Below are 22,992 nucleotides of genomic sequence, written 5' to 3'. Positions count from 1 at the left end.
CCTATCTACACACCCTTTGGTATGCAAGATTAAATCGCCCTATGACCCTTACAAAATTGCTTCCCCGGCTACCCATCGAACGAACCCTTGGAATCATTTCAGGACGCTGGAAAGCAGTCATCATCCATGTATTGCTGGAGGGTCCCAAGCGAACGTGTGAGATAGAGGCTCAAATTAGCGGCATCTCGCAGAAAGTCCTGATCCAGCAGCTCAAGGCGCTAGAAGAACACGGTATTGTTTGGCGAAAAACTTCTCTTGAAGAGCCGCAACGCGTCGATTACTCATTGACGCCATTGGGATTGAGTCTTGAACCTCTGATTTCGTCGCTCCAGGATTGGGGCCAGCAACATGCGCAAGAACTGGGGGACGCCCATCGACTGATATCGTGCGACGCGGTCGTGCGTTCACTTGATGGCCAGCGCTAGTGTGAGTCAAACAGCGTTCTAAAGGAAGAAAGCAGCTAGCCACTACCGTTCATCAAACCTGAGGAGAGCATCATGCTGTTCCATGTGAAAATGACCGTGAATTTGCCAGTCGACATGAACCCAGCACTCGCCGCCCAGCTCAAGGCCGATGAGGTGGCCTTGGCGCAGCGTCTGCAGCAGCAAGGGAAGTGGCGCCACCTATGGCGCATCGCCGGGCACTACGCCAATTACAGCGTCTTTGACGTCGACAGCGTTCAGGAATTGCACGACCTGTTGATGCAATTACCGCTACATCCCTACATGGCAATTGAGGTAGATGCGATGTGCCAGCATCCAGCCTCCATTCATGAGGATAATCGCTAGGCCAACGTTGTTCCGTTTTGCATGCTAATCAATGCACGATGAGGATCCATCATGACCAAGATTGCTATCGTTACCGGTGCAAGCCGGGGGCTCGGCCGAAGCACTGCACTGAGCATCGCTCGCCACGGCAGTGACGTCATTGTTACTTATCAGAGCCGTGGTGAAGACGCTGAGGCTGTCGTCGCAGAAATCAACGCCTTGGGGCGCAAGGCGATCGCCTTGCAACTCGATACCGGAAAAATTGCTGGTTTCGCGCCATTCGCTGGGCAGCTTCAGAAGGCATTACGCGAGATCTGGCAGCGCGAAACATTCGATCATTTGGTGAATAACGCCGGTCACGGTGATTACGCTCTGATCGAACAGACCACTGAGGAGCAGTTCGACGGGCTGGTCAACGTCCATTTCAAGGGTGTTTTCTTTTTGACTCAGACGCTGCTGCCATTGATCGCCAATGGCGGCCGTATCATTAACCTATCCTCCGGGTTGACGCGGGTTTCCTTTCCTGGCTATGCCGCTTATGCAGCAGTCAAGGGGGCGGTCGAGATACTTTCCGTGTACATGGCCAAGGAACTGGGTGGCCGAGGTATTGCGGTCAACACTGTGGCGCCGGGCGCAATCGAAACTGACTTTGGCGGCGGCGCCGTCCGCGACAATTCTGAGGTCAACAAATTGTTCGCGGATATGACCGCGCTCGGCCGCACCGGGCTACCGGACGATATTGGACCGATGATCGCGAGTTTGTTGTCTGAGGACAATCGCTGGGTCAACGCTCAGCGGATTGAAGTGTCCGGAGGCCAAGGCATATAAGCGGGATGATGATCGCGCTTCCCATGAGTGGGCCATCAAGGTTCATGGGTTGCGAAGCGGACAACCCCATGGACCACGCCACCCGTCAATCAGGCGCTGTATTCGCAGCGCTGGTTTCGTTCGACTTCGGCACTTTGCGAACCTCAATCAACAACATCAGCACGAGAACGACATTGATTAGCGCGAGGCCACCGAGGACCATCATGGTTACCGTTGCGCCGTAGCGCTCCTGCAAGTACCCCCCAGCCAAAGGTGTCAATGCTTGCGCAATCAATGTGGGACGAGCAATTCGGCCCAGTATGATCGGGTAGATACGTGTACCGAACAGCGCCAGGGGCAAGGTGCCGCGAACGATGGAACGAATGCCACTGCCAGCGCCGTAAAGCACGATGCCCAATGCTGCCATCCTGGGTGACAGGATCACGCACCCCAGACCAAGCGCGACGAGAACCGAAGAGCCTAACGCGCTCCAGATCGGGTGAGTTTGCCTGCCGATAAATATATCGATAGCGCGGGCACCCACTTGGCTGGGTCCGAGCAGTGCGGCAATACCCAGGGCTGCAGCGAGCGAGATGCCTTGCGCTTGTAGCACGGCGATCAGTTGTACCGAAATCGCGGTCATGATCACGGAGGCCAGGATGAAACCCGCCGTCAGTAGCTTGAACATCCTTTCTTGCGCCACGTTCGATAGAGCTTGTTCGATGCGTGGGTGAGCCGTTGTTGTTTGTGTTGCGGGGACGTGTTTGGGAAACACACACAGGTAGATCGGCAGTACTAGCAGCGCAAGTCCGGTGCTGTACACCAAACAGGTTTCACGCCAGCCGAAGCGCTCGATGAGGATGGCAATCAGCGGCCAGACTATGGTGGTACAGAACCCCGAAATCAGCGTGATACGGGTGATCGCGCTGCGAGCGTTGTCTCCATAGAGTTGTCCCAGAGCGGCAAACAAAGGGTCGTAGAGTCCGACAGCCATTCCGACACCGATCACCACCCAGGCCAGAACAAAACAGGGCAGGTTGGGTGCGCTGGCGAGCAAGACCAGGCCCAGCGCGATGATGAGGCCACTGCTTGCGAGGATCAGGCGACCACCGGTCCTGGCGACCCCGCGGCCGACCATCGGCGCCAGCAGCCCTGAGATCAGAATCCCTAGCGAAAGTGAACCGTACACCCATTGCTGCGACCAGCCCGTGTCCTTGACCACCGGCCCTGCCAGCATCGCCATTAAAAAGAATGAACCACCCCAGACCATAATCTGTGCGATGGCCAAAAAAACGGAAACAGCCACTGTTGGTTTTGGGTGCTGGTCTGTCACTGACATACTCGAAGGGCATAAAAAGAGTGATCGGGCATTCGACACCCCATTTTTGTCGCAAGACGTGCCCGCTCGCTAGCCAGAAAAAGTGCGGACGCCATCCGTAAAAATGCACATCCTTTACTGTGTAACGACTCAGTTTTCAACGCATGAAACGAGGAAACTCATCACCGCCTGGACGGCCTGGGATTACGAATTTTCGTATATCTACGGGAGTGCACGGTTCATTGATGGCATCAGGTAAGCAATTAAAGGCCATCTCATATTGATTTGAGTATTGGAGGGGGATGTGGCGGTTGCTCCGCGTCAAAACAGACACACCAAACTTTAAAAAAACAATATCAGATATGCCACGAGTACCGGATGGATTGCGCCAGATCTGATCCGGTTTTTTATGCATGACCTGATTCTGTAATGAGTATCAGCGCAAGCGCATATTGGCCCCATCGAAGTTGCCCCGTGTCAGAGGGCAAACACTGATGAGGACCCGAGCATGTATCAATACGACGACTACGACCGTGCACTGGTGCAGGAGCGCGTAGAACAGTTTCGCGATCAGGTCGAACGCTATCAGGCGGGCGAGTTGAGCGAAGAAGAGTTTCTGCCGCTGCGTCTGCAGAATGGTCTGTATATGCAGAAGCATGCCTATATGCTACGGGTCGCAATTCCCTACGGTACTTTGTCGGCGCGGCAGTTGCGCACTCTGGCGCGAATCGCTCGCGACTATGATCGTGGCTACGGGCATTTCACCACCCGGCAAAACCTGCAGTACAACTGGATCGAGCTGCATCAGGTGCCTGAGATTCTGCAGCATCTGGCGGAAGTGGATATGCATGCTATCCAGACCTCAGGTAATTGCGTGCGCAATATCACCACCGAAGCCTTTGCCGGCGTCGCCGCCGATGAATTGATGGATCCTCGACCTTTGGCAGAAATCCTGCGCCAGTGGTCAACGATTAACCCGGAGTTTCTATATCTGCCGCGCAAATTTAAGATTGCCATCTGTTCTGCAAAACAGGATCGTGCGGCGATCATGATGCACGACATCGGCCTGTACCTGTATGCCGACGAAGCAGGCCTTATGCGCTTGCGGGTAATGGTCGGCGGTGGATTGGGACGAACTCCGATCTTGTCGCAGCAGATTCGGGAAGACCTGCCCTGGGAGCATTTGCTGTCTTATGTCGAAGCGGTACTGCGGGTCTACAACCGCCACGGACGGCGTGACAACAAGTACAAGGCCCGAATCAAGATCCTGGTCAAGTCGCTGGGCATCGAAGCTTTCGCTGCTGAAGTCGAACAGGAATGGCAGCAAATCAAAGATGGTCCGGCGCAACTGACCGAAGTCGAATACCAACGTGTTGCCCGTGCTTTTGTCGCGCCCGCGTATCAATCCCTGAGTGATACCACGCTGAGTTTTGGCAGTGAGCTTATGGCTTTTCCTAACTTTGCACGGTGGGTCTCGCGTAATACCCAGGCGCATAAAGTCCCCGGCTACGTGAGTGTCGTACTGTCGACAAAACCCGGTGCGGATACTCCACCTGGTGACTTGACAGCAGTACAGATGGAGGCAGTAGCTGGCTGGTCGGAGCTTTTCGGTTTCGGTGAGATACGTATCGCTCATGAGCAGAACCTGATTTTACCGGACGTGCGCAAAAGCGATTTGCTCGCGTTGTGGATGCTGGCCTGCGATCACGGGCTGGGGGTGGCCAATGCTGGCTTGTTGACTGACATCATTGCCTGCCCCGGTGGCGATTTTTGCGCCTTGGCCAATGCTCGCTCGCTACCCATTACCGCTGCGATCCAGGCGCGGTTCAATGACCTGGACTTCCTGCATGATCTGGGTGATTTCAGCTTGAATATTTCGGGCTGCATGAATGCTTGCGGTCATCACCACATCGGCAATATAGGCATCCTTGGGGTCGATAAAAACGGCATGGAGTGGTACCAGATCACTCTGGGTGGCGCGCAGGGCAAAGCTGCGGCATTGGGCAAAGTGATCGGTCCGTCGTTCAGCGCCGAGCAAATACCGGATGTTATCGAGCGCATCGTCGACACCTTCGTCGACTATCGCGAAGTCGATGAAAACTTCATCGATACGTTCTCCCGCATCGGTATCGAGCCGTTCAAGGAACGGGTTTACCCAAAATACGCGGAGGCCGTGGCATGAACAACTTGCTGATGTTGTGCGAAGGCGGTGCTCGCCATGTTCTGGATGACCAGTGGACCCTGATCCGCGACATCGATGGCGAACTCCCGGCCGGCCCGCTGATCCTGCCACTCGCGCGTTGGCGCCAGAGACAGGAGAAGGGCACGCTGCAGGCAATCAGTGTGGATGGCGTTTGGCTTGGCCCCGATGACGATTTGGAAAGCCTTGAAATGTGGCTGGATGTATTGCCGCTTATCGCCCTGGATTTCCCCAGCTTTCGCGACGGACGCGGCTACAGCCAGGCGTATCTGCTGCGCACGAGGCTGGGCTGGGAGGGCGAGTTGCGCGCAATCGGCGATGTGCTGCGCGATCAGCTCAGCCACATGCGCCAGTGCGGTTTCACCAGCTTTGCCGTGCGTGAAGACAAATCCTCTGAAGATGCCCTTAAAGGACTGGCTGGTATGAGCGTGCTGTATGGGCGTTCGGTGATTGAGCCGCGGCCGTTGTTTCGGCGTCGTTGATCCTTTTCGCATTCGGTTCGCTGGCTTGAACTGATTGTTGCTCGACAAGGCTCATCAACGGTTAGGCAGCACATCGACCCCTGAACCGAAGACGGCACTGACACCCTGCTTAGTGAGTGAGGCGATGTCCCGATTGCGCAATGATCCCGCTCAGCACCACGGGGACGTCGATGCGCCGCCGACACAGATGTTCGAGCAGATCGTAGAGTATTTCGTTGTGCATGCCCGCCAAGCTGGAAAACCCGATCAGTTCGATCGGCCCGGCGCCGTCCTTGGACGCCAGCAATTCAGTGGGGCTCTGAAACAGTGGCAGCATCATGACCCGAAATCCTGCTTCGACGAGTACTGAGTTGATCAAGCGGATCCTGCGATCATGGCCATCCAGGCCCAGCTTTCCGAGCAGTACTTGTGGCGGTCGGCCATGATGCATCGTAAACCGTGAAGAAGCCCGCGACATGTGCAGCGAGTTTCAATAACGGAGTGTTTTGCAGAAAAGAAAACCCCCGGGCCCTTTCAGCGCATCGCGAAGAAAGGGCCCGGGGTTTAGCCACTGGCGATCAGAGGGGTTCGCTACAGTGCAACGCCTGCGATGCCTCCAGCGCGGCGATCTGCGCTTCGGAAAACGCAAAGTCGCGCAGCACCGAGCGAGAATGTTCACCGTTTTGCGGGGCTGGCGCATAGGGCGTTTGCGCAGCCTGAACGCTGTTGATGGGAAACCCCGGGACGCGCACGGCGCCATGTACAGGATGGTTGAGCTCAACCAGCATGCCATTGCTGGCGAGCTGCGGATGCTTCATCAGATCGCTGTAGTCGGCCACCTTCGAGCAGAGAATGTCCGCTTCATGCAATACCTGCAGCCAATGAGCCGTTGGCTTGCTCATGAACACGTCCGTCAATGCTGCGCACATTTCGGCGCGGTGGATGACCCGTTGCGCGGAGCTGACGTAGCGTGGGTCGGTAATCCATTCTTCGTGGTTCAGCACCTTGCACAATGTCGGCCAGCGGTTGCCGTTGTAGGCCGCAACCATCAGCCAGCCATCCTCGGTCTGGAAGGCTTCGTTGGGAGCCGAGTAGGGTGCGCCGCTGCCGATGCGAGTCGGCAACTTACCATCGCTCAGATAACTGGTGATGGACGACTGTTGCAGTGCCAGCGCCGAGTTCATCAGGCTGACATCCAGATGGCCGCCCAGCCCATCGTGCTGACGGGCGTGTAGCTTGGCCAATACGGCCATGCAGGCCATGTAGCCGGTGACTACGTCCACCACTGGAGCCTGCACTTTGCAGGGGGCCGAGCCTGGCGTGCCAATCAGGCTCATCAGTCCGGAATCCGCTTGTAGAATCCCGTCGACACCCGCCCTGTCCGAATAGGGACCTTCCTGGCCGTAGGCCGAGATTGAGCAATAGATCAGGTCAGGCTTGAGCGCGGCCAGGGTTTCATAACCCAGGCCCAGCCGGGTCATCACGCCCGGGCGCATGCTTTCGATCAGCACGTCGGCTTGCAGTACCAGCCGTTTGATGACCTCGATGCTGTCGGGATGCTTTAGGTCCAGGCCGATGCATTGCTTGCCACGGTTGAAAGCGTGGTAAAGCGCGCTGTCTTCGCCCACCCAGGCCGGCCCTAGGGTGCGCCCCAACTCTCCTTCGCGGGGTTCGACCTTGATCACCCGCGCCCCCATGTCGGCCAGCAGCATGGTCGCCGTAGGGCCTGCGGCGATCTGGGTGAAATCGAGGACGGTGAGGCCGTCCAGTGCGTTACGTAACATGATTACCTCCGCGGATCGACGCCCGGGGTTTCTTGAAGGTCCCTTGGGCGGTGGCCAGAAGTACGCCGGTGTCGGACAGCAGCTCGGCTTCGGCAAAGTAGAGGCTCCTGCCGGCGCGGCGAACCCGGCCCAATGCGCTAACGCTCCCCTCGAATGCCGGTTGCAGGTAGGCAATGTTCAACATCGCGGTGAGTCCATGAATCTCTGCTTCGCCTTCGCCAGTGTGCAGGCCGGCATAGCCGCAAGCCGCGTCCATCAACGTGGCGATCATCCCGCCGTGCAAGGCGCCCTGGCGGTTGAGATGTTGCTCGGAGATGTGCAACTGGAATTCAGCCTCTCCCGGCACCCAGCGGACCAACGTGACGCCCAGACCCTGAAGAAAGGGATTGTGCAATTGCATGATCGCTCCTCGGGCCATCTAGCGGCCCTTGTAGTGAGGTACACGTTTCTCGGCAAAGGCTTGACGCCCCTCGATACGATCTTCGGTATCGCGCAGTACCCCCCAATACAACTCGGTCAAACGCTGGGCATCGCGGTCGCTGAGGTGCGCTGTGCTGCGTGACAGGGTTTGCAGTGCCTGTATGGCCAAGGGCGCCTGCTGTGCAATACGTTCGGCGAGCTCCATGGCGCGCGCCAGCAATGCCTCGTGGCTGTCCAGCCGCTCGGAGATCAGCCCGACACTCAGTGCCTGATGTGCATCGATGCGTTGCCCAGTCAAGGCCATCTGCATGGCAGGGGCCGCCGGTATCGCCCGCATCAGTCGATGCAAACCACTGACTGCGGGGATAGAGCCCACGGCAGCCTCGGGCAGCCCGAAGGAGGCGCTGCTGCTGGCGATGCGCAGGTCGCATTGCAGCGCAAGCTCCAGGCCACCGCCCAGGCAGTGACCGTTCACAGCGGCAATCAACGGCTTGTGCAGGTCGAGGTCGGTGAGGTCCATCAAGCGGATGTACAGTCCGGCATCCGCCGCAGATTCATTCGCCAGGAACAGCGCCTGGGCATATGAGGCGGACGAAGAACGGGTGTTTTTAAGGTCTGCGCCGACGCAGAACGCCCTCTCGCCGGCGCCGGTGATGACGGCGACCCGCAACGCGGGGTTATCGCGCACATACACCAGGTGTTCGCGAAGGGCCTGGAGCGAATCCAGGTCTAGGGCATTCAAGGCCTGCGGGCGATCAAGGGTGATCAGTGCAATCGCACCCTGTATTTGCATTGAGACTGACATGGCGCTCACCTCAGACACTGGCCGACGACAGACTGCGTCCGCCGCAGACATACAAGGTTTGTCCGGTTACATAGGAACTGTCTGGGTCGAGGAAAAACTCCACGGCGTTGGCGATGTCATTGGGGGTGCCAATGCGTTTTACCGGCACGGTTTCCTTGAGTTTTGCCTGAACCTCAGGAGCGAAGCTCTGGAACAGCGGGGTATCGACAATGCCGGGCGCGATGGCGTTGACAGTAATGCCCTTGGCGGCGAACTCGATGGCCAGGCTGCGGGTTAAGCTCACCACGCCGCCCTTGGCCGCCGAGTAGTTGGCCTGGCCGAAACCGCCGAGCCAGGCCCTGGAGGACATGTTGACGATACGGCCGAAGCCTTTTTCCAGCATCAACGGCAGAGCGGCCTTGCAGCACAGAAATTGGGCACGCAGGTTGGTATCGACGACCAGGTCCCAGTCCTGCTCGGTCATGCTCAGGAAACGCTTGTCCCTGACCACACCGGCGTTATTAACCAGAAAGTCGAGCGACCCGTGGGCTTCGTGGATCCGTGCAAACGCCGCAGTGACAGCCTCACCTTCGGTCAAGTCCAGCGCAATGCCAGCGACCTTCAAACCATGCCCCGTCAAGGCCTCAACGCTTGCGGCGAGTGCTGCTTCGTCGCGGTCCAACAGATAGACAAATACGCCTTGGCGCGCCAGTCGTTCGGCGATAGCCAGGCCGATGCCGCGAGCGGCGCCGGTGATCGCGGCGACCTGTGTGGCAGTGAAATTTCGAGTGCTCATCTCAAACTCCCAGAATGTGGACGGCAGAAGCGGCGTGATCGACGCCAGCAATACCGCCACCGGTGCATTGCGCCAGGCCCAGCTTCGGTGTACCGGCCTGGCGGCTGCCGGCACGCCCCTGCAATTGCCAGGTCAGCTCGACCATTTGTGCGACGCCGGTGGCGCCCAGTGGATGGCCCTTGGCAAGTAGGCCACCGCTGGGGTTGACCGGTACGCGGCCGCCAAGGGCGGTGGCACCCGAGTGCAACAACGACACTGCTTCGCCCGGTGCCGCCAGACCGAGGGCTTCGTAATAGAGCAATTCGGCGATAGTGAAGGCGTCATGCAGTTCGACCACGCCGATGTCAGTGGGCGCCACGCCGGCTTGCTCATAGGCCATTCGTGCCGCCCGCGCGGTGATTTCGGCATCGAGAATGTCGTCATCTCCGGTTTCTCGCATGCCCGAGACAACGATCGACCCCAGCACCTTGACGGCTTTGGCCTGTGGTCCCGGCTGCGTTCCGAGCACCATTGCAGCAGCGCCGTCGACTTGCGACGGGCAGCACTGCAACAAGGTCAGCGGGTCGGCGATCATCCGCGAACTCAGCACCTGTTCCAGGGTGACTTCGGTACGCTGCTGCGCATACTCATTGAGCGTACCATGGTGGCGGTTTTTCACGGCGATAGCCGCGAGGTCGGCTGGTTTGGCATCGCGCTCATGGATAAAGCGAGTGGCACGCATGGCGTACACCGCAGGCAGCACCATACCGGCGGTTGCGTACAGGTCGGTCATGCGATCGTTGCGCTGCATGGGGATGGTACCGCCGCCCAGCGCGGTCAATTGCTCGATGCCAAACACCAGTACCCGCTCGTATTGCCCGGCCAGCAGTGCATGCCGAGCCAGGTGGACCGCCGTGGCGCCGCTAGCGCAGGCGTTTTCGATGTTGTAGACCGGAATGCCCTTGAGGCCCAGGTCACGCAGGATCACCTGGCCGAGAATCATCCCGCCCAACACATTGGCGCAATAAACCGCCTGGATGTCGGCCAAGGCAATGCCGGCGTCGGCCACCGCGTCAAGAATCGCTCGCTGGGCAAGCTCCGGTGCCATGACACCAACGTGGCGGCCAAATGGCGTCATCGCGGCGCCCATTACATGCATCTGGGTCATGGACGTACCTCCAGGGATTCGAATACGTAGCCAAAAGTCTCGTCGGCAATCACACGGCATTTTTCGCCAATGAACGGACGGCCGCTGTTGCCATTGAGGCGGCCGAACAGGCGGACCGGACCGGGCAGGTCGACGTAGGCCAGAACGAAGGGGTTGAGCCCGCTCTTGGGGCTGGGGTGCATGATGGTGAAGCTGTACACGCGGCCTTCCACGCTCAGGGTGGTGTCCTGGAACTGATCGGCCAGGGGCGAATCGGCAGGTACCGCGGGAAAGAAGATTTCGTCAGTGCCAAGATGTCGCGAGGCAGCAAGACCGGGCGGTGTGGTGGATGCCCAGATAGGTGACGGACTGTTCATGTGACCTCCTGTTTTTATTGACGCTCGATAGCGAACGTCTGGAGGTATGTTCGGGCACGCCTCAATGGGCGACAAACGATATAAAAACGCTGTTGAATTGAGAAAAAATCAAACCAACAGGGGCAAAGGGGCTCATTGAGTGACGTAGATGCAGGCGGGCCTTAGCGGCCCGCCTGGTTTATTTTACGCCTTGAAATCAGTGGACAAAGACAACTCACGCCACTGCTCCAGCTCAGAGGCAACGGCCGCGTTCTTTTGTGTAATCCGTTCTATGGCGTCACTGCCCAAAGGTAAACGCAAGGGTGGGTTGGGCGCGTCGACCAATGCCAGGATGGCCCCTGCAAGCTTCTCGGGATCACCGGGCTGACCATGATTGGCCGTTTCGGCAAACCGGCGCATGGCACCGACAGTGGCGTCGTAGTCCGCGATCACCAGGGGGGATGTGACAAGCGACTGCTCATCGAGAAAGTCGGTGCGGAAAAAACCCGGTTCAACCACCGTAGCCTTTACACCCAGTGGCGCCAGTTCCTGCGCCAAGGCTTCGGTCAAGCCCTCGACCGCGAACTTGGTCGCGCCATAAACCCCCCAACCGACGTAGGCCTGGTAACCACCGAGAGAGGAAAAGTTGATAATGTGCCCCGAGCGCTGCTTGCGCATATGCGGTAGCACGGCCCGCGTGACGTTAAGCAAACCGAAGACGTTGGTGCTGAAAATGTTGTGCACCTCAGTAGTGCTTGCTTCCTCGACCGCCCCCAGCAAGCCATAACCTGCGTTGTTGACCAGAATATCGATCCGGCCAAAGCGCTGGATACCTTCCGCAATTGCTTCATGGGCATCGCTCTCGCGCGTCACGTCCAGTTTCGCCACGAACAACCGCGGATGCTCGCCGAACCTGGCCGTCACATCGGCCGGCTTTCTTGCGGTGGCGATAACGTTGTCGCCAGCCTCCAGCGCCCGCTGCGTGAGCAAGGCACCAAAACCACGGGATGAACCGGTAATCAACCAAGTACGCATGACAGTGTCTCCACGTATCGAACGAATTGAATCGAAAAATCCTTCGTCGGTAACTTGCTTGCATCCATGGAAAAAGAGGAGGGTGAGGCTATGGGGATGTATGCCCGTCGATGGTCGCTCCGGCCATTTTCTCGAGCACCTTGACCACATGGGTCATATCGCGCGCCGGGTCGCCTTCGCTCATGGCCTGATCGAAGAACTGTTTGACCACGGCGCTGGTGAAAGCCGGTGTGCCGATGTTTTCCGCCTCGGCCAGGAACAGCCGTACATCCTTGCGCATCAGGTCCAGGCGAAAGCCGAAGTCGAATTGGCGCTGCAGGACGGTACCGGCCAGTATGTGCTCGCTGCTGAAACTGCGCGCGGTACTTGCGTTGAGCATTTCCAGCATTTGTCCGGGTTCGAGCCCGGACTTGATCCCGAACAGCAGCGCTTCGCTGGTGGCCACCAGGGTTGCACCAACGACCATGTTGTTGACCAGTTTCAAGGTCTGGCCCAGGCCCGGCGTTGTGCCAATATGTTCGACTTTTTTGCCAAAACAGGCGAACACCGGCTCGCACTGTTGATAAGCGCTCTTGTCCCCCCCCACCATCACCGAAAGGGTGCCATTGAGTGCGCCTGCTACGCCTCCAGCCAAGGGCGCGTCCAAGGCCTGGATGCCGCGTTCGCGTAGCGCCTGCTCCACACGCCTGGCCATACTCGGGCCGGTGGTCGAGTGGTCCACCAGGATTTTCACCTGTTCACCGTGGATGATCCCATCGTCGCCCAGCACCACGAGTTCGACGATATCCGGGGTCGGCACGCAAATCAGCACGATCCGGGCGTGATCGGCGACATCGCGGGGGCTGCCATGGTTGTGCGCTCCGCGGGCGAGCAAGGGAGCCAATACCTGCGGATTGGGGTCGTAGAGGCTCAGGACATACCCATTGTCGAGCAGGTGGTGGGCCATTTTCTGACCCATGGCGCCCAACCCGATAAAACCGATGGTTTCGTTCGATGCAGAGGCTAAATGCGCAGGAAGTGGGCTCATGGCGTGTCGTCCTTATTATTGGAAAGACATCATCCTAGGTGCGGCGATTACCTTGCGACAAAGGAGTTATTGGCTCGTTTTGGTTGACAAAAACTCAAGCGCCTTCGCGGGTCAAACGTGCCTGTTCGAGGATCCACTCGCGAAAAACCCGCGTGTCATCGCTTTCTTCGCGGTGCTTGGGTGTGAGCAGATAATAGGTGTACACGCCCATGTCGACGATTTGCTCGAAAGGCCTGATCAGGGTGCCGTCCCGCAGCTCTTTCTCGACCAGGAACAACTGCGCCATGGCAATACCCTGGCCACCGGCTGCAGCGGCATAGACCATCGAAGAACTCTGATATGACATGCCGGCAAGCGCATCGACGTCTCGGCTCACACCACTTGCCTCCAGCCAGTAGCGCCAGTCCTCGGGTCTGGCGATCGAATGCAGCATGGTGTACTGCGCGATGTCGGCGGGTGTGTTCAGGCCCGGGCCGTGTTGCAAAAGCGAAGGGCTGCAGACTGGTGCAAGGCGGTTGTCGCTCAACACGTAACAATTGCAATTGGGCCATTCTCCAGAACCAAGACGGATCGCGGCATCGATGTCTTCCTTGTAAAAGTCGACCGGCTCAAGCGATGCGGTCAGCAACACCTCGATCTTGGGATGTTCGGCGTGAAAGCTGGCCAGCCTGGGTATCAACCATTGCATGGCAAACGTGGTGTAGGCACGCACCTTGATTTGCCGACGCAAGGGCGGCGACATGAGTTTCTTCGTGGCGCCGCGCAAGTCTTCGATCATCCTGGCCACCGCACGGAAATATTGTTCGCCGGAATGGGTCAAGGTGATTTGCCGGTGCCCCCGGACAAACAGGTCGAGTCCGAGAAACTCTTCGAGCGCGCGAATCTGCCGACTGACCGCACCCGGCGTGACATTCAACTCATCGGCGGCATGGGTGATGCTCAAATGACGCGCTACGGACTCAAACGCGCGGATGGCATTCAGTGGCGGCAGTCGGTCCATGGAAGTCATCTCTTGTTGTTGGAAGTTACTGTATTGGAAAAAACGAAGACGCGGAGTGTATTTAATTGCCCGGTGCATCCCAACAATAAAGTGAACGATTGATAAAAGCTCAAGGTGGGCGCTCGTTTTAATCGATTGTCGTCCGGGGTCTGCGATTTCTACGATCGGCGCGCACGCGCCATCTGGTCGTGTTGCAGCTCCCGACAACAATAAGAGATCCATCTATGAAGATCGCTAGAACGCGCCATAGCAAGCATATTCAACGAGCCTCAGGACTGGCATTGTGCGGCGCAGTCAGCACTGTGCATTCGCCGGTTTATGCGGACTTCATCACCGATAGCAAAGCCAGCATGGATTTACGCAACTACTACTTCAATCGCGACTTTCGCCAATCAGGTGTGGCGCAAAGCAAGGCAGAAGAGTGGGCCCAAGGTTTTGTCCTGCGCTATGAATCCGGCTTTACCCCCGGAGCGATCGGCGTTGGCCTGGATGCATTGGGCATGCTCGGCATCAAGTTGGACTCGGGCCCATCACGGACCGGCACAGGGCTGCTCGTTACCGACCGTGATGGCCGCGTCCAGGATGAATACAGCAAGCTTGGGCTGACCGCCAAGATACGCATGGCGCAAAGCACGTTGAAAGCCGGCACCCTGATGCCAAAACTGCCCGTGGCGGTGTACAACGACACGCGCTTGTTGCCACAGACTTTTCGGGGTGCCTGGCTCAACAGTGCTGACCTGAGCAATACAACCTTCGATCTCGGGCGATTCGACCGCATCAATCTTCGCAACTCAACCGACAATGAGTCCATGACGGTTTCCAACGCCGCTGCACGCAATATCCAGTTTGGCCGGAAGACAAGCAGTGAGCGCTTCGATTTCGCAGGGGTGACCTATCGTTGGACGCCGGCATTGAGTACGGCCTACCACTACGGCGCTCTGGATGGCATCTACCAGCAGCATTACCTGACGTTAAACCACAAGCTGGCGCTTACCGAGCGACAATCGCTCACGTCCGATATCCGCTGGGCGCGTAGCCTTGATGAGGGCGGCAGCAACGTCGAAAACTCCGCCCTTGGCGCGATGTTCACCTACAGCGCGATCGGACATTCAGTGGGCCTGGGGTATCAACGTATGAGCGGCGCTACCGGCTTCGCCAACCTCTATGGCACCGATGCTTATTTGATCAACCTGGTGCAAATCAATGATTTCGGCAATCAGGATGAGCGTTCCTGGCAACTGCGCTACGACTACAACTTCACGGCGCTTGGCATTCCTGGCCTTACCTTCATGACCCGCTACCTGTCGGGCGACGAGGTGAGTGTGCGCAACCGGACTCAGGCTGGAAAGGAGTGGGAACGGGACACAGAACTGGCGTACGTCATTCAGAGTGGTGCGTTGAAAAACCTTGCCCTGAAATGGAAGAACGCCAGCACACGCAGCAACTTTGCCAGCGATATCGACGAGAACAGGTTGATTCTCAGCTACTCCCTGCCGATCTGGTAAGCAGTTAGCGAAAAGGGCACAGCCAATGGCTACGCCCTTTTTTTGTGTGAAAAGGACTTAAAGGCGAATAATCACGGACTTGAGTTGGGTGTAGTGGGAGAGGGCGTCGATGCCTTGCTCGCGACCGTAGCCACTTTGCTTGAAACCACCGCAAGGCGTCTGGACGAAACCGCCACTGTACTCGTTGACGACAATCCGACCGGCCTCCAGTTGCGCGGCAACCCGATGGACCCGGCCGATGTCACGGCTCCAGATGCCGGCACCAAGGCCGAATTCGCTGTCGTTGGCGATCCGCAACGCATCGGCTTCGTCCTTGAAGGGAATGACGCAGACGATAGGCCCGAAGATCTCCTCGCGCGCCAGAGTCATATCGTTGGTCACACCGGTGTATACCGTCGGCTCGATGTACCAGCCATCTTCATAGCCCGCGTGTACGGCCACCTTGCCGCCGATTGCAGGTTTGAGCCCCTCGCGTTCGGCGATGGCGAAGTAGCTCTGGATCTTCTCGAACTGCGCATGAGTGGTAATCGGCCCGGACGTCGAGTCATCCTCCGGGCCGACGCGCAGGGCACCCACCTCGGCAACCAGCTTGTCAACGAAGCGGTCATGGATGTTCTCCTGGACCAGCAACCGCGTGCCTGCCGCGCACCATTGACCGCTGTTCCAAGTAAATGCCTTGGTCGAGCCTTTGGCGGCCGCATCGAGGTCGGCGTCGTCGAACACGATGTTGGCGGACTTGCCGCCCAGTTCAAGGGTCAGTGGCAGGATGCGTTCAGCGGCGATGTGTCCCAATTCCTGCCCCGCACGCAGGCCGCCGGTAAAGGAAATCTTGCGGATATGCGGGTTGTGCGCCATGGCGGGGCCGATCACGCTGCCTTTACCCACGATGACGTTGAACACGCCGGCAGGCACTCCGGCTTGCACGGCAATGCGCGCCAGTTCCACCAGCGAGGCAGAGGTGTGTTCGGAGGGTTTGGCCACCACGGTATTGCCGGTAGCGAGGGCTGGCGCAATAGCGCGCGCTGCCTGGTGGAGCGGGGCGTTCCAAGGCAGAATGACGCCAATCACGCCAAAGGGATCACGGCGTGTATAGATGTGATAGTCAGGGCCTTGGTTGATCACATCCCCGTCCATAACGTTGACGATGCCACCATAAAACTCGAAGTACTGGGCGGTCAGGTCCATCAGCGCTGCCATCTCGCTGCCGGGTTTACCGGTATCGGCCTTTTCCAGCGCGCCCAGCGTTTTTTCGCTTTGACGGATGATGCGCCCGAATTCATTGAGGATGCGCCCACGTTCGGCCGGGCGCATGTCGCGCCAGCCTTGCAGCGCCGAGGCTGCCGACTCGATTGCCAGAGCCACATCCTTCGGCCCGCTGCTGGCGACCTCACTGATCTTGGCACCGGTGCGCGGATCGATCTTGTCGACATACTGCCCGTCAGCCGGCTCCAGGGAACGGCCATTGACGAAGCTGTTAACTTTTACAAACATTGTGTGTCTCCTCTGAAACTGCAGTGAGGCTCGTCTTTTTTATTTCAAACTCCATTACGAATACCTATTACAACCAGTGGCCTCATATTGCTCAACTGAGTTTTGTGGGGTGGGCAGTTGAGCAAGTGTCAATCGACTGCAAATCATCTGAAATATTCAATAGACGCCTATGCATTGAGATTTAGTCAACGATATAGAGCGTAAAACTCGATTCACTTGGGGAAGTGTAAATAGCAGTATTAACCCGTAACAAGGCCGTGACTAAAGGTCAATAATAATAGCGCCCACGGGAGCCGTAGAAATGAATAACGACAATAGTTTAATGAGTGCACTGACGCCGCAGCCAGCATCAGGCGCCACTGGGAATGCTCAAGGCCGACAACTGACCCATGGCGAAAAAAAAGCCATTGTCGCCGCAACGCTTGGCACCATCGTCGAATACACCGACTGGGTTATATACGCCACGTTTTCTTCCATTCTTGCCCGCCAGTTCTTCCCGGCGGGGGACGGTCTTACCAGCTTGCTGTCGGTGTTGGCGATCTTTGCCGTCGGCTTCATCATGCGGCCTATTGGTGGTGCGGTTCTCGGCCAGGTAGCCGACCGCTACGGTCGCAAGAAAGGTTTGACGCTTTCTATCCTGCTGATGTCGCTGGCCTCGCTGGTCATCGGCCTTTGCCCCAACTACGACAGCATTGGAATTGCCGCACCGATCATTCTGGTCTTCGCGCGCTTGGTTCAAGGGTTTTCCGCTGGAGGTGAATTCGGTTCCGCTTCGGCGTTCCTGATCGAGTCGGCACCTGCACACCGCCGCGCATTCGCCGGCTCCTGGCAATGGTTTGCGATCAATGCCGGGACCATGGTTTCGTTCCTGCTGGGCTTTGGTCTGGCATCACTGGGCAGTGACGCTGCGTTGAACGACTGGGGTTGGCGCGTTGCTTTTATCATTGCCGCCCTGATGGGACTGATCGCACTGTGGATCCGTCTGTCGGTGCGCGAGACTGAAATCTTTAAGGCACGCGCCGCGAGCAACGTGAAGAAACGACCTCTGCGTGATCTTTTTTTCAGCCACAGAAAAGATGCGATGCGAGTGATCGGCATCGCCATGGCTGGCAATTTGCTGAACTATGTATGGATGGTGAGCTATCCCTCGCAGGTACACCTGATCACCGGTATGTCGATCCGTGACACATTGCTTGCAGGCGTGATCTCGGTAGGGGTGTCACTGGTACTGCTGCCCTTTGCCGGGAAACTTGCCGACCGTGTCGGTCGCCGGCCGGTACTGATTGCATTCGCCGTCGCATCGGTGTTGTGGGCGTGGCCAAGCTTCGGTCTGTTGCATGCAGGCATCAGCCTGACGGAAGTGACCATCCTGCAAACCATCTCCATGGTCATCATGACAGGCTTCGGTGCAGCCTCTGCAGTAACCATGGCGGAACAATTTCCAGCTGAAGTTCGCGTGACCGGTATCGCTTTGCCGTACGCGTTGTCTGTGACGTTGTTTGGTGGAACCGCGCCATATCTCATGGCCGCGATGGCCGGTTGGGGCTATGGACACCTGTTCTGGATTTACCTGGCGGTGATCAGTGCCATAAGTGCAGTTGTCTATCTGCGCATGCCAGAAACCAAGGGACTGCCGCTGCGCTGATTATTTAGTATTACATCGGTTTAAACCAAACGCCCGATGCACCGCATCGGGCGTTTGGTATTTGAGTGATGAATATGGAGGGTGAGGGCGGTTTTGGGTGTTGCACAATGCTTTAATGCGATTAGAACCAGTCCAAACTTAGCTCAACTAAATAGATGTTTAGTTGAGTTGCATGATGTTCTCCATATAGAAACTGTTAAGGTGACTCTGGCGGTCGGTGGTGCATAGACTATGCTCAAACGCACAAATCACTTGTCAGACATGACGTTTCATGACGTTCTGATGAGCTCCAACCCAATCTAACAGGGTGCCAAGCAATGGAAAAGCCTGTTGAAATTTGCACGTTTGAGTTCGACGTTATATCGGTAGATAAGGCGGGAAAACGCCTACCGAACCCGATGCTTACGGTCGCTGTTGACCGTGAAACGCAAGTGATAATAGAGGTATGCATTTCGACTAGCAAACCCCGGAGTTCGAGCAGCAGAACGGAGCTTTAAATTCCCAGGCGCGCCAGGAGAATCAAGGGTTAACACGCAGGTTCAGTATTACCCCGTAAACTCGTTTTTTGACTTGTTAACCACCGTAGTTAACAAGTCAAAATTGTAGTTAACAACGGTACCGGACGAGCATTTTACAGAGCTTTTCATCTAGCCAAATTCTGGCGAGCTTCCAGGGTATTTGGTGGGAGGAAAACTCCACAGGCTTCAATCGCAAGGTGGCACCGCCTAATCTGCAGCATCTGCATAAATCAGCCGGCGTTTGTCTTTACCACGCATGGCAGCCCTTGAAATCTGGGTACCAACTCCACGCGGAACGCCGCAGATTTCACACAGCGACGTGCATGCACGTGGACCTGTGGCGTAAGCAGTGCCGTAAACGAACAAGCTGTTACCAAAAAGACCTTTTATATCAAACGAACAGACGAACTCGCATACGACGCACGATCACGCGAATCTAGGGCGATTTCCTGCGTTTTCTTCTGAGATCTGCGGGCTCCGACGACAGGCATGCTCACGTGAGGCCACGAAGAGCTAAAATGTCAGATGGAAGTAGTCCCTGGGTTAAGTCCAATGCATGTAGTCGAGGCGCTTAACGTTGGGTTGAAGCGCACGCGTATTTAAGCGAGTAGACGTCGACGCAGTCTTGATCTCCAGCACAAGTGTTTTTGCGTAACTGTCTGATTTTTTGACTTTCCTCATATTTAGCTGTTTTTTCGCATATTTCAGAAATCTCGACAAGAGCCCCCCAGCCCCGTATAGGACGATTCGCATAATGTATATTATGTTAAATGAGATATCTGGATATCGTAAAGCCGATCCTCTCAAGTTTCAGCATCTACTCTAATCGGGCTTTTCGTTCCCCCGCAATTGGCTGCATTGATTGAATCAAACCAGTAAATCCACAGTCTGCAACATCCGCCGATACGGCGAATGCGCCTGCCCCATCTCGCGCTGAATGGTTTCGATCAAACATTCCAGAAATCGCTCCGCAGCCAGCCTCAGGGGCTGCCCGCTACGACTGATGGCGCCTACCGAAGCGCTGCCCACCGATTCGCGTAACGGCAAGGTGCACAAACCTTCGCGTTGAGCGCAAATCTCCACCAGCGGCCAGGGAAAGATGCTCAACATGTCTGTTTCGCGCAGCAAGCTCATGATGATCGAGATCGAATGGGCGAAATGCACATGACCTTGAGTCGAAATCGCGCCATCTTGCTGTGAGGCCAGTATCCAGTCGGCTGATTCCAGTTCCCCCATGCTGTGGCAGTCGGACAACGGGTGTTGCTGACGAGCAACTACGGCACAATCAGCCGTGAACAACGGCTGATAGGTCAGGTCGGTGCTGGAAAAACGAGTATCCAGACGACCTATAAACAGATCGACTTTCGCCTCACGCAGCATTGGGCACGCCACAGATGAAAGCCCCTCGTACAATTCGAGTTGCACCTGTGGGAACAGTTGGCGAAAACGTACAACCGCCTTGGGCATGAGGGTCATCGCCAACCAAGGCGTGACAGCAACCGACAAACTTCCTGTCAGCTCCCCACTCTCTTCAGCCAATACCTGTTGCGCATTGCTCATTTGCGCCACCACCAGGCGCGCCTGAATCAACAGCTTCTTGCCCAGTTCAGTAAACACAATCCCTGTGGCATTACGGATCAGCAGTTGAGTCGCGCTGTCTTGCTCCAGCTTCTGGATGGCCTTGGTGACCGCCGCCGGAGACGTGTCGAGGCTTTTGGCAGCACCGCGGATGCTGCCGGCGTCCGCCACCGCAACCAGTGCATTGAGTTGATAGAACTTCATGGTATCCGCCACTGTTAACCTTGGGTTGTCGCGTTCACTTTCGATTGTCTGTCAGCAGTTGCCCTGGCCCTCTACTCTCGGACCCATACCGCCCGGGCTTCGATCCTCAACAAAGGACCGTACCAGAGGTACCTCCAACTGGTCATCAAGGAAAACGCTGCCAATGACAGACTCCATCGCGCTGTTAAAGGAAATTGAGCAGGAAATGCGCGAACTGCGCCACCAGATCCATGCCAACCCTGAACTGGGTTACCAGGAGGTCGAGACCAGCGAACTGGTCGCCCAACGGCTGCTGGAATGGGGTTACGAGGTGAACCGCGGGATCGCTGAAACCGGAATCATTGCCACACTGAAAAAGGGTACGAGCTCACGGGTGATCGGCATAAGGGCTGACATGGACGCCCTGCCGATTCTGGAAAAAACCGGACTGCCCTATGCCAGCCGCATACCCGGCAAGATGCACGCGTGTGGCCATGACGGGCATACGGTGATGCTCCTCGCCGCCGCATACGCCCTCGCCCATGGCCACTCGTTCAACGGCACTGTGCGCCTGATTTTCCAGCCCGCCGAAGAAGGCCTGGCCGGTGCCCGACGCATGATCCAGGAGGGCGTGCTGCAACAGTTCCCTTGCGACGCGGTGTTCGCGGCACACAATATGCCCGGTTACCCTGTCGGCAAACTCGGCTTCCGGGCCGGCCCCTTCATGGCATCCGCCGATCAGGTCAGCGTAACAATTCATGGTAAAGGTGGTCACGGCGCGATGCCGCACTTGAGCGTCGATCCGGTGGTGGTCTGCGCCAGTATCATCATGGCCTTGCAGACCATTGTCTCGCGCAACGTTTCGCCTCAAGAGATGAGCGTGATCACCGTCGGATCAATCAATGCAGGCAAGGTTTCCAACGTGATCCCGGACAGCGCACACATGCTGATTTCCGTACGCTCGCTGAACAATGCGGTCAGGGACCACCTGGAGCAGCAGATCTGCAAGCTCATTCACGCCCAGGCCGAGGCGTTCGGCGCGACCGCCGAAATCCAATACAGTGCCGATTACCCCTTGCTGGTCAACGATCACGAAATGACCAAATTCGCCAGCCAGGTGGCCGTCGACTGGTTGGGTGAAGATGAAGATGAAGTCATGAACGATATCGTGCCCTTCAATGGCAGCGAAGACTTTGCCTATTTCCTGCAGAAATGCCCCGGTTGTTACCTGATTATCGGCAATGGCGATGGCGAGAAGAGCTGCATGGCTCACGATCCGCGCTACGACTTCAACGATGACATCCTGATCCGGGGCGCGGGCTTCTGGGTCAAGCTAACCGAAGCTTTCCTGCCGCTGAACGCTTGAGATACGACCTGTCAAACCGCTAAAACCAATAAAAACGAGGTCATCATGCAGCTACTTAACCGTCATTACGCCGCCCTGCTCTTCGGATTGATCGTGGCCCCGCTGTCCCAAGCGCAGCCGGTGATCAAATTCGGGGTGGACCCCAGCTACCCGCCATTCGAGACAAAACAGCCGGATGGTTCATTGAGCGGTTTCGATATCGACCTGGGCAACGCCCTGTGCGCCCAGTTGCAGGTCAAGTGCATTTGGGTGGAGCAGAGTTTCGACGGCATGATCCCGGCTTTGAAGGCCAGAAAATTCGACGCCATCCTGTCCGCATTCAGCGCCACCGAAGTGCGTCGCCAGCAGGTCGACTTCAGCAACAAAATCTACACCGCCCCCTCTTCGCTGGTAGCGAGAAAGAACTCGGGACTGCTGCCGACGCCGCAGTCATTAGAAGGCAAGTCGGTCGGGGTCGTTCAAGGCTCGTTGCATGAAAGTTACGCCAAGACGCAATGGGGGCGCCAGGGCGTCAATATCCTTTCCTATCAGACCCAGGACCAGGTGTTTTCAGACCTCATCAATGGACGCCTGGATGCTGCGTTCCAGGCGTCGGTTCAAGCCGACATCGGTTTACTGCAGAAGCCTCAAGGCCAGGACTTTAGCTTTGCAGGCGACCCCATCACCGACAAAAGCATTATTGGCGATGGCGTCGCCATCGGTGTTCGGAAAAACCAGACACAGCTCAGGGAGCAACTCAACGCAGCCATTGCCGGCATTCGCCAGTCAGGCCAGTACGACCTGATCGCGAAGCAGTATTTCAACTTCGATATTTACGGCGAATGA

At 57.1% G+C, this 22,992-nt stretch carries 22 protein-coding genes; 9 read left to right on the top strand and 13 right to left on the bottom strand.

The window, feature by feature from the left end; genetic code table 11:
• Positions 1-41 precede the first annotated feature (41 nt).
• The 3 genes from PMI31_RS10580 to PMI31_RS10570 all read left to right on the top strand — a co-directional run bounded on the left by PMI31_RS10580 (position 42) and on the right by PMI31_RS10570 (position 1,595).
• Entirely contained in the window at positions 42-425 is a 384-nt protein-coding gene (locus PMI31_RS10580) for a winged helix-turn-helix transcriptional regulator (RefSeq protein ID WP_043302331.1), read from the top strand.
• A gap of 72 nt (positions 426-497) precedes the next feature.
• Entirely contained in the window at positions 498-788 is a 291-nt protein-coding gene (gene catC, locus PMI31_RS10575) for a muconolactone Delta-isomerase (protein ID WP_008017998.1), read from the top strand.
• A 51-nt stretch (positions 789-839) separates the two neighbouring features.
• A complete protein-coding gene (locus PMI31_RS10570) occupies positions 840-1,595 on the top strand; it encodes an SDR family oxidoreductase (protein ID WP_008017997.1) in 756 nt (251 codons plus the stop codon).
• Between the two features lie 85 nt (positions 1,596-1,680).
• Here PMI31_RS10570 and PMI31_RS10565 read toward each other — a convergent pair whose 3' ends face one another.
• Positions 1,681-2,856, bottom strand: coding sequence for an MFS transporter (locus PMI31_RS10565; RefSeq protein WP_052037650.1), 1,176 nt, complete (start codon positions 2,854-2,856; stop codon positions 1,681-1,683).
• Between the two features lie 544 nt (positions 2,857-3,400).
• On the opposite strand from PMI31_RS10565, the gene PMI31_RS10560 reads away from it, so the two are divergent.
• A complete protein-coding gene (locus tag PMI31_RS10560) occupies positions 3,401-5,074 on the top strand; it encodes a nitrite/sulfite reductase (RefSeq protein ID WP_008017995.1) in 1,674 nt (557 codons plus the stop codon).
• Positions 5,071-5,574 (top strand): DUF934 domain-containing protein, encoded by a 504-nt coding sequence (locus PMI31_RS10555; protein ID WP_008017994.1) that lies wholly within the window; start codon positions 5,071-5,073, stop codon positions 5,572-5,574. Before PMI31_RS10560 ends, PMI31_RS10555 begins: the two co-directional genes overlap by 4 nt.
• 109 nt (positions 5,575-5,683) lie before the next feature.
• Here the strand turns inward: PMI31_RS10555 and PMI31_RS29895 are convergent, their stop codons facing one another.
• The 10 genes from PMI31_RS29895 to gcvA all read right to left on the bottom strand — a co-directional run bounded on the left by PMI31_RS29895 (position 5,684) and on the right by gcvA (position 13,881).
• Entirely contained in the window at positions 5,684-6,004 is a 321-nt protein-coding gene (locus PMI31_RS29895) for a cobalamin B12-binding domain-containing protein (RefSeq protein WP_157213268.1), read from the bottom strand.
• 127 nt (positions 6,005-6,131) lie between these two features.
• Positions 6,132-7,337 carry a CaiB/BaiF CoA transferase family protein gene (locus PMI31_RS10545; protein WP_008017992.1) on the bottom strand — a complete coding sequence of 402 codons (1,206 nt, stop codon included), beginning with the start codon at positions 7,335-7,337 and terminating at the stop codon, positions 6,132-6,134.
• The gene (locus PMI31_RS10540) at positions 7,327-7,737 is read right to left on the bottom strand and encodes a PaaI family thioesterase (protein ID WP_007980444.1); all 411 of its coding nucleotides are present in this window, start codon (positions 7,735-7,737) and stop codon (positions 7,327-7,329) included. The genes PMI31_RS10545 and PMI31_RS10540 overlap by 11 nt, the downstream gene beginning before the upstream one ends.
• An 18-nt stretch (positions 7,738-7,755) precedes the next feature.
• Positions 7,756-8,562 carry an enoyl-CoA hydratase/isomerase family protein gene (locus PMI31_RS10535; RefSeq protein ID WP_008017991.1) on the bottom strand — a complete coding sequence of 269 codons (807 nt, stop codon included), beginning with the start codon at positions 8,560-8,562 and terminating at the stop codon, positions 7,756-7,758.
• Between the two features lie 10 nt (positions 8,563-8,572).
• Complete coding sequence (locus tag PMI31_RS10530) at positions 8,573-9,337, bottom strand: SDR family NAD(P)-dependent oxidoreductase (protein WP_008017990.1); 765 nt, start codon at positions 9,335-9,337, stop codon at positions 8,573-8,575.
• Position 9,338: 1 nt separating this feature from the next.
• Positions 9,339-10,484 (bottom strand): thiolase family protein, encoded by a 1,146-nt coding sequence (locus tag PMI31_RS10525; protein ID WP_008017988.1) that lies wholly within the window; start codon positions 10,482-10,484, stop codon positions 9,339-9,341.
• Positions 10,481-10,840 carry an OB-fold domain-containing protein gene (locus tag PMI31_RS10520; RefSeq protein WP_008017987.1) on the bottom strand — a complete coding sequence of 120 codons (360 nt, stop codon included), beginning with the start codon at positions 10,838-10,840 and terminating at the stop codon, positions 10,481-10,483. Before PMI31_RS10520 ends, PMI31_RS10525 begins: the two co-directional genes overlap by 4 nt.
• A 183-nt stretch (positions 10,841-11,023) precedes the next feature.
• Positions 11,024-11,854 (bottom strand): oxidoreductase, encoded by an 831-nt coding sequence (locus PMI31_RS10515; RefSeq protein WP_008017986.1) that lies wholly within the window; start codon positions 11,852-11,854, stop codon positions 11,024-11,026.
• An 88-nt stretch (positions 11,855-11,942) separates the two neighbouring features.
• Positions 11,943-12,881, bottom strand: a complete 939-nt coding sequence (locus PMI31_RS10510) for an NAD(P)-dependent oxidoreductase (protein ID WP_008017985.1) — start codon at positions 12,879-12,881, stop codon at positions 11,943-11,945.
• Between the two features lie 94 nt (positions 12,882-12,975).
• Complete coding sequence (gcvA, locus tag PMI31_RS10505; protein ID WP_008017984.1) at positions 12,976-13,881, bottom strand: transcriptional regulator GcvA; 906 nt, start codon at positions 13,879-13,881, stop codon at positions 12,976-12,978.
• Positions 13,882-14,105: 224 nt separating this feature from the next.
• Here gcvA and PMI31_RS10500 point away from each other — a divergent pair, with 224 nt between their 5' ends.
• Positions 14,106-15,386 (top strand): OprD family porin, encoded by a 1,281-nt coding sequence (locus PMI31_RS10500; protein ID WP_052037648.1) that lies wholly within the window; start codon positions 14,106-14,108, stop codon positions 15,384-15,386.
• 57 nt (positions 15,387-15,443) lie between these two features.
• Here the strand turns inward: PMI31_RS10500 and PMI31_RS10495 are convergent, their stop codons facing one another.
• Complete coding sequence (locus tag PMI31_RS10495) at positions 15,444-16,877, bottom strand: aldehyde dehydrogenase family protein (protein WP_008017981.1); 1,434 nt, start codon at positions 16,875-16,877, stop codon at positions 15,444-15,446.
• A gap of 301 nt (positions 16,878-17,178) precedes the next feature.
• Between PMI31_RS10495 and PMI31_RS10490 the strand changes: the two genes are divergently transcribed.
• Complete coding sequence (locus tag PMI31_RS10490; RefSeq protein WP_008017979.1) at positions 17,179-18,522, top strand: MFS transporter; 1,344 nt, start codon at positions 17,179-17,181, stop codon at positions 18,520-18,522.
• A gap of 1,385 nt (positions 18,523-19,907) precedes the next feature.
• Here PMI31_RS10490 and PMI31_RS10485 read toward each other — a convergent pair.
• Positions 19,908-20,822, bottom strand: a complete 915-nt coding sequence (locus PMI31_RS10485) for a LysR family transcriptional regulator (protein ID WP_008017976.1) — start codon at positions 20,820-20,822, stop codon at positions 19,908-19,910.
• A 163-nt stretch (positions 20,823-20,985) separates the two neighbouring features.
• Here PMI31_RS10485 and PMI31_RS10480 point away from each other — a divergent pair, with 163 nt between their 5' ends.
• Both PMI31_RS10480 and PMI31_RS10475 read left to right on the top strand, forming a co-directional pair.
• Complete coding sequence (locus tag PMI31_RS10480; RefSeq protein ID WP_008017975.1) at positions 20,986-22,167, top strand: M20 aminoacylase family protein; 1,182 nt, start codon at positions 20,986-20,988, stop codon at positions 22,165-22,167.
• A gap of 45 nt (positions 22,168-22,212) precedes the next feature.
• Positions 22,213-22,992 (top strand): ABC transporter substrate-binding protein, encoded by a 780-nt coding sequence (locus PMI31_RS10475; protein ID WP_008017974.1) that lies wholly within the window; start codon positions 22,213-22,215, stop codon positions 22,990-22,992.

The organism is Pseudomonas sp. GM55 (genome assembly GCF_000282395.1).
GTDB lineage: Bacteria > Pseudomonadota > Gammaproteobacteria > Pseudomonadales > Pseudomonadaceae > Aquipseudomonas > Aquipseudomonas fluorescens_CC.
Note: the sequence above shows the minus strand (reverse complement) of the source record. Positions and strands in the feature narration are given on the sequence as shown.

Bases quoted from the DNA above. Each gene is read 5' to 3' on its own strand.
- PMI31_RS10580 (WP_043302331.1), top strand. From the start codon at position 42: ATGACCCTTACAAAATTGCTTCCCCGGCTACCCATCGAACGAACCCTT.
- catC (WP_008017998.1), top strand. From the start codon at position 498: ATGCTGTTCCATGTGAAAATGACCGTGAATTTGCCAGTCGACATGAAC.
- PMI31_RS10570 (WP_008017997.1), top strand. From the start codon at position 840: ATGACCAAGATTGCTATCGTTACCGGTGCAAGCCGGGGGCTCGGCCGA.
- PMI31_RS10560 (WP_008017995.1), top strand. From the start codon at position 3,401: ATGTATCAATACGACGACTACGACCGTGCACTGGTGCAGGAGCGCGTA.
- PMI31_RS10555 (WP_008017994.1), top strand. From the start codon at position 5,071: ATGAACAACTTGCTGATGTTGTGCGAAGGCGGTGCTCGCCATGTTCTG.
- PMI31_RS29895 (WP_157213268.1), bottom strand. From the start codon at position 6,004: ATGCATCATGGCCGACCGCCACAAGTACTGCTCGGAAAGCTGGGCCTG.
- PMI31_RS10545 (WP_008017992.1), bottom strand. From the start codon at position 7,337: ATGTTACGTAACGCACTGGACGGCCTCACCGTCCTCGATTTCACCCAG.
- PMI31_RS10540 (WP_007980444.1), bottom strand. From the start codon at position 7,737: ATGCAATTGCACAATCCCTTTCTTCAGGGTCTGGGCGTCACGTTGGTC.
- PMI31_RS10535 (WP_008017991.1), bottom strand. From the start codon at position 8,562: ATGTCAGTCTCAATGCAAATACAGGGTGCGATTGCACTGATCACCCTT.
- PMI31_RS10530 (WP_008017990.1), bottom strand. From the start codon at position 9,337: ATGAGCACTCGAAATTTCACTGCCACACAGGTCGCCGCGATCACCGGC.
- PMI31_RS10525 (WP_008017988.1), bottom strand. From the start codon at position 10,484: ATGACCCAGATGCATGTAATGGGCGCCGCGATGACGCCATTTGGCCGC.
- PMI31_RS10520 (WP_008017987.1), bottom strand. From the start codon at position 10,840: ATGAACAGTCCGTCACCTATCTGGGCATCCACCACACCGCCCGGTCTT.
- PMI31_RS10515 (WP_008017986.1), bottom strand. From the start codon at position 11,854: ATGCGTACTTGGTTGATTACCGGTTCATCCCGTGGTTTTGGTGCCTTG.
- PMI31_RS10510 (WP_008017985.1), bottom strand. From the start codon at position 12,881: ATGAGCCCACTTCCTGCGCATTTAGCCTCTGCATCGAACGAAACCATC.
- gcvA (WP_008017984.1), bottom strand. From the start codon at position 13,881: ATGGACCGACTGCCGCCACTGAATGCCATCCGCGCGTTTGAGTCCGTA.
- PMI31_RS10500 (WP_052037648.1), top strand. From the start codon at position 14,106: ATGAAGATCGCTAGAACGCGCCATAGCAAGCATATTCAACGAGCCTCA.
- PMI31_RS10495 (WP_008017981.1), bottom strand. From the start codon at position 16,877: ATGTTTGTAAAAGTTAACAGCTTCGTCAATGGCCGTTCCCTGGAGCCG.
- PMI31_RS10490 (WP_008017979.1), top strand. From the start codon at position 17,179: ATGAATAACGACAATAGTTTAATGAGTGCACTGACGCCGCAGCCAGCA.
- PMI31_RS10485 (WP_008017976.1), bottom strand. From the start codon at position 20,822: ATGAAGTTCTATCAACTCAATGCACTGGTTGCGGTGGCGGACGCCGGC.
- PMI31_RS10480 (WP_008017975.1), top strand. From the start codon at position 20,986: ATGACAGACTCCATCGCGCTGTTAAAGGAAATTGAGCAGGAAATGCGC.
- PMI31_RS10475 (WP_008017974.1), top strand. From the start codon at position 22,213: ATGCAGCTACTTAACCGTCATTACGCCGCCCTGCTCTTCGGATTGATC.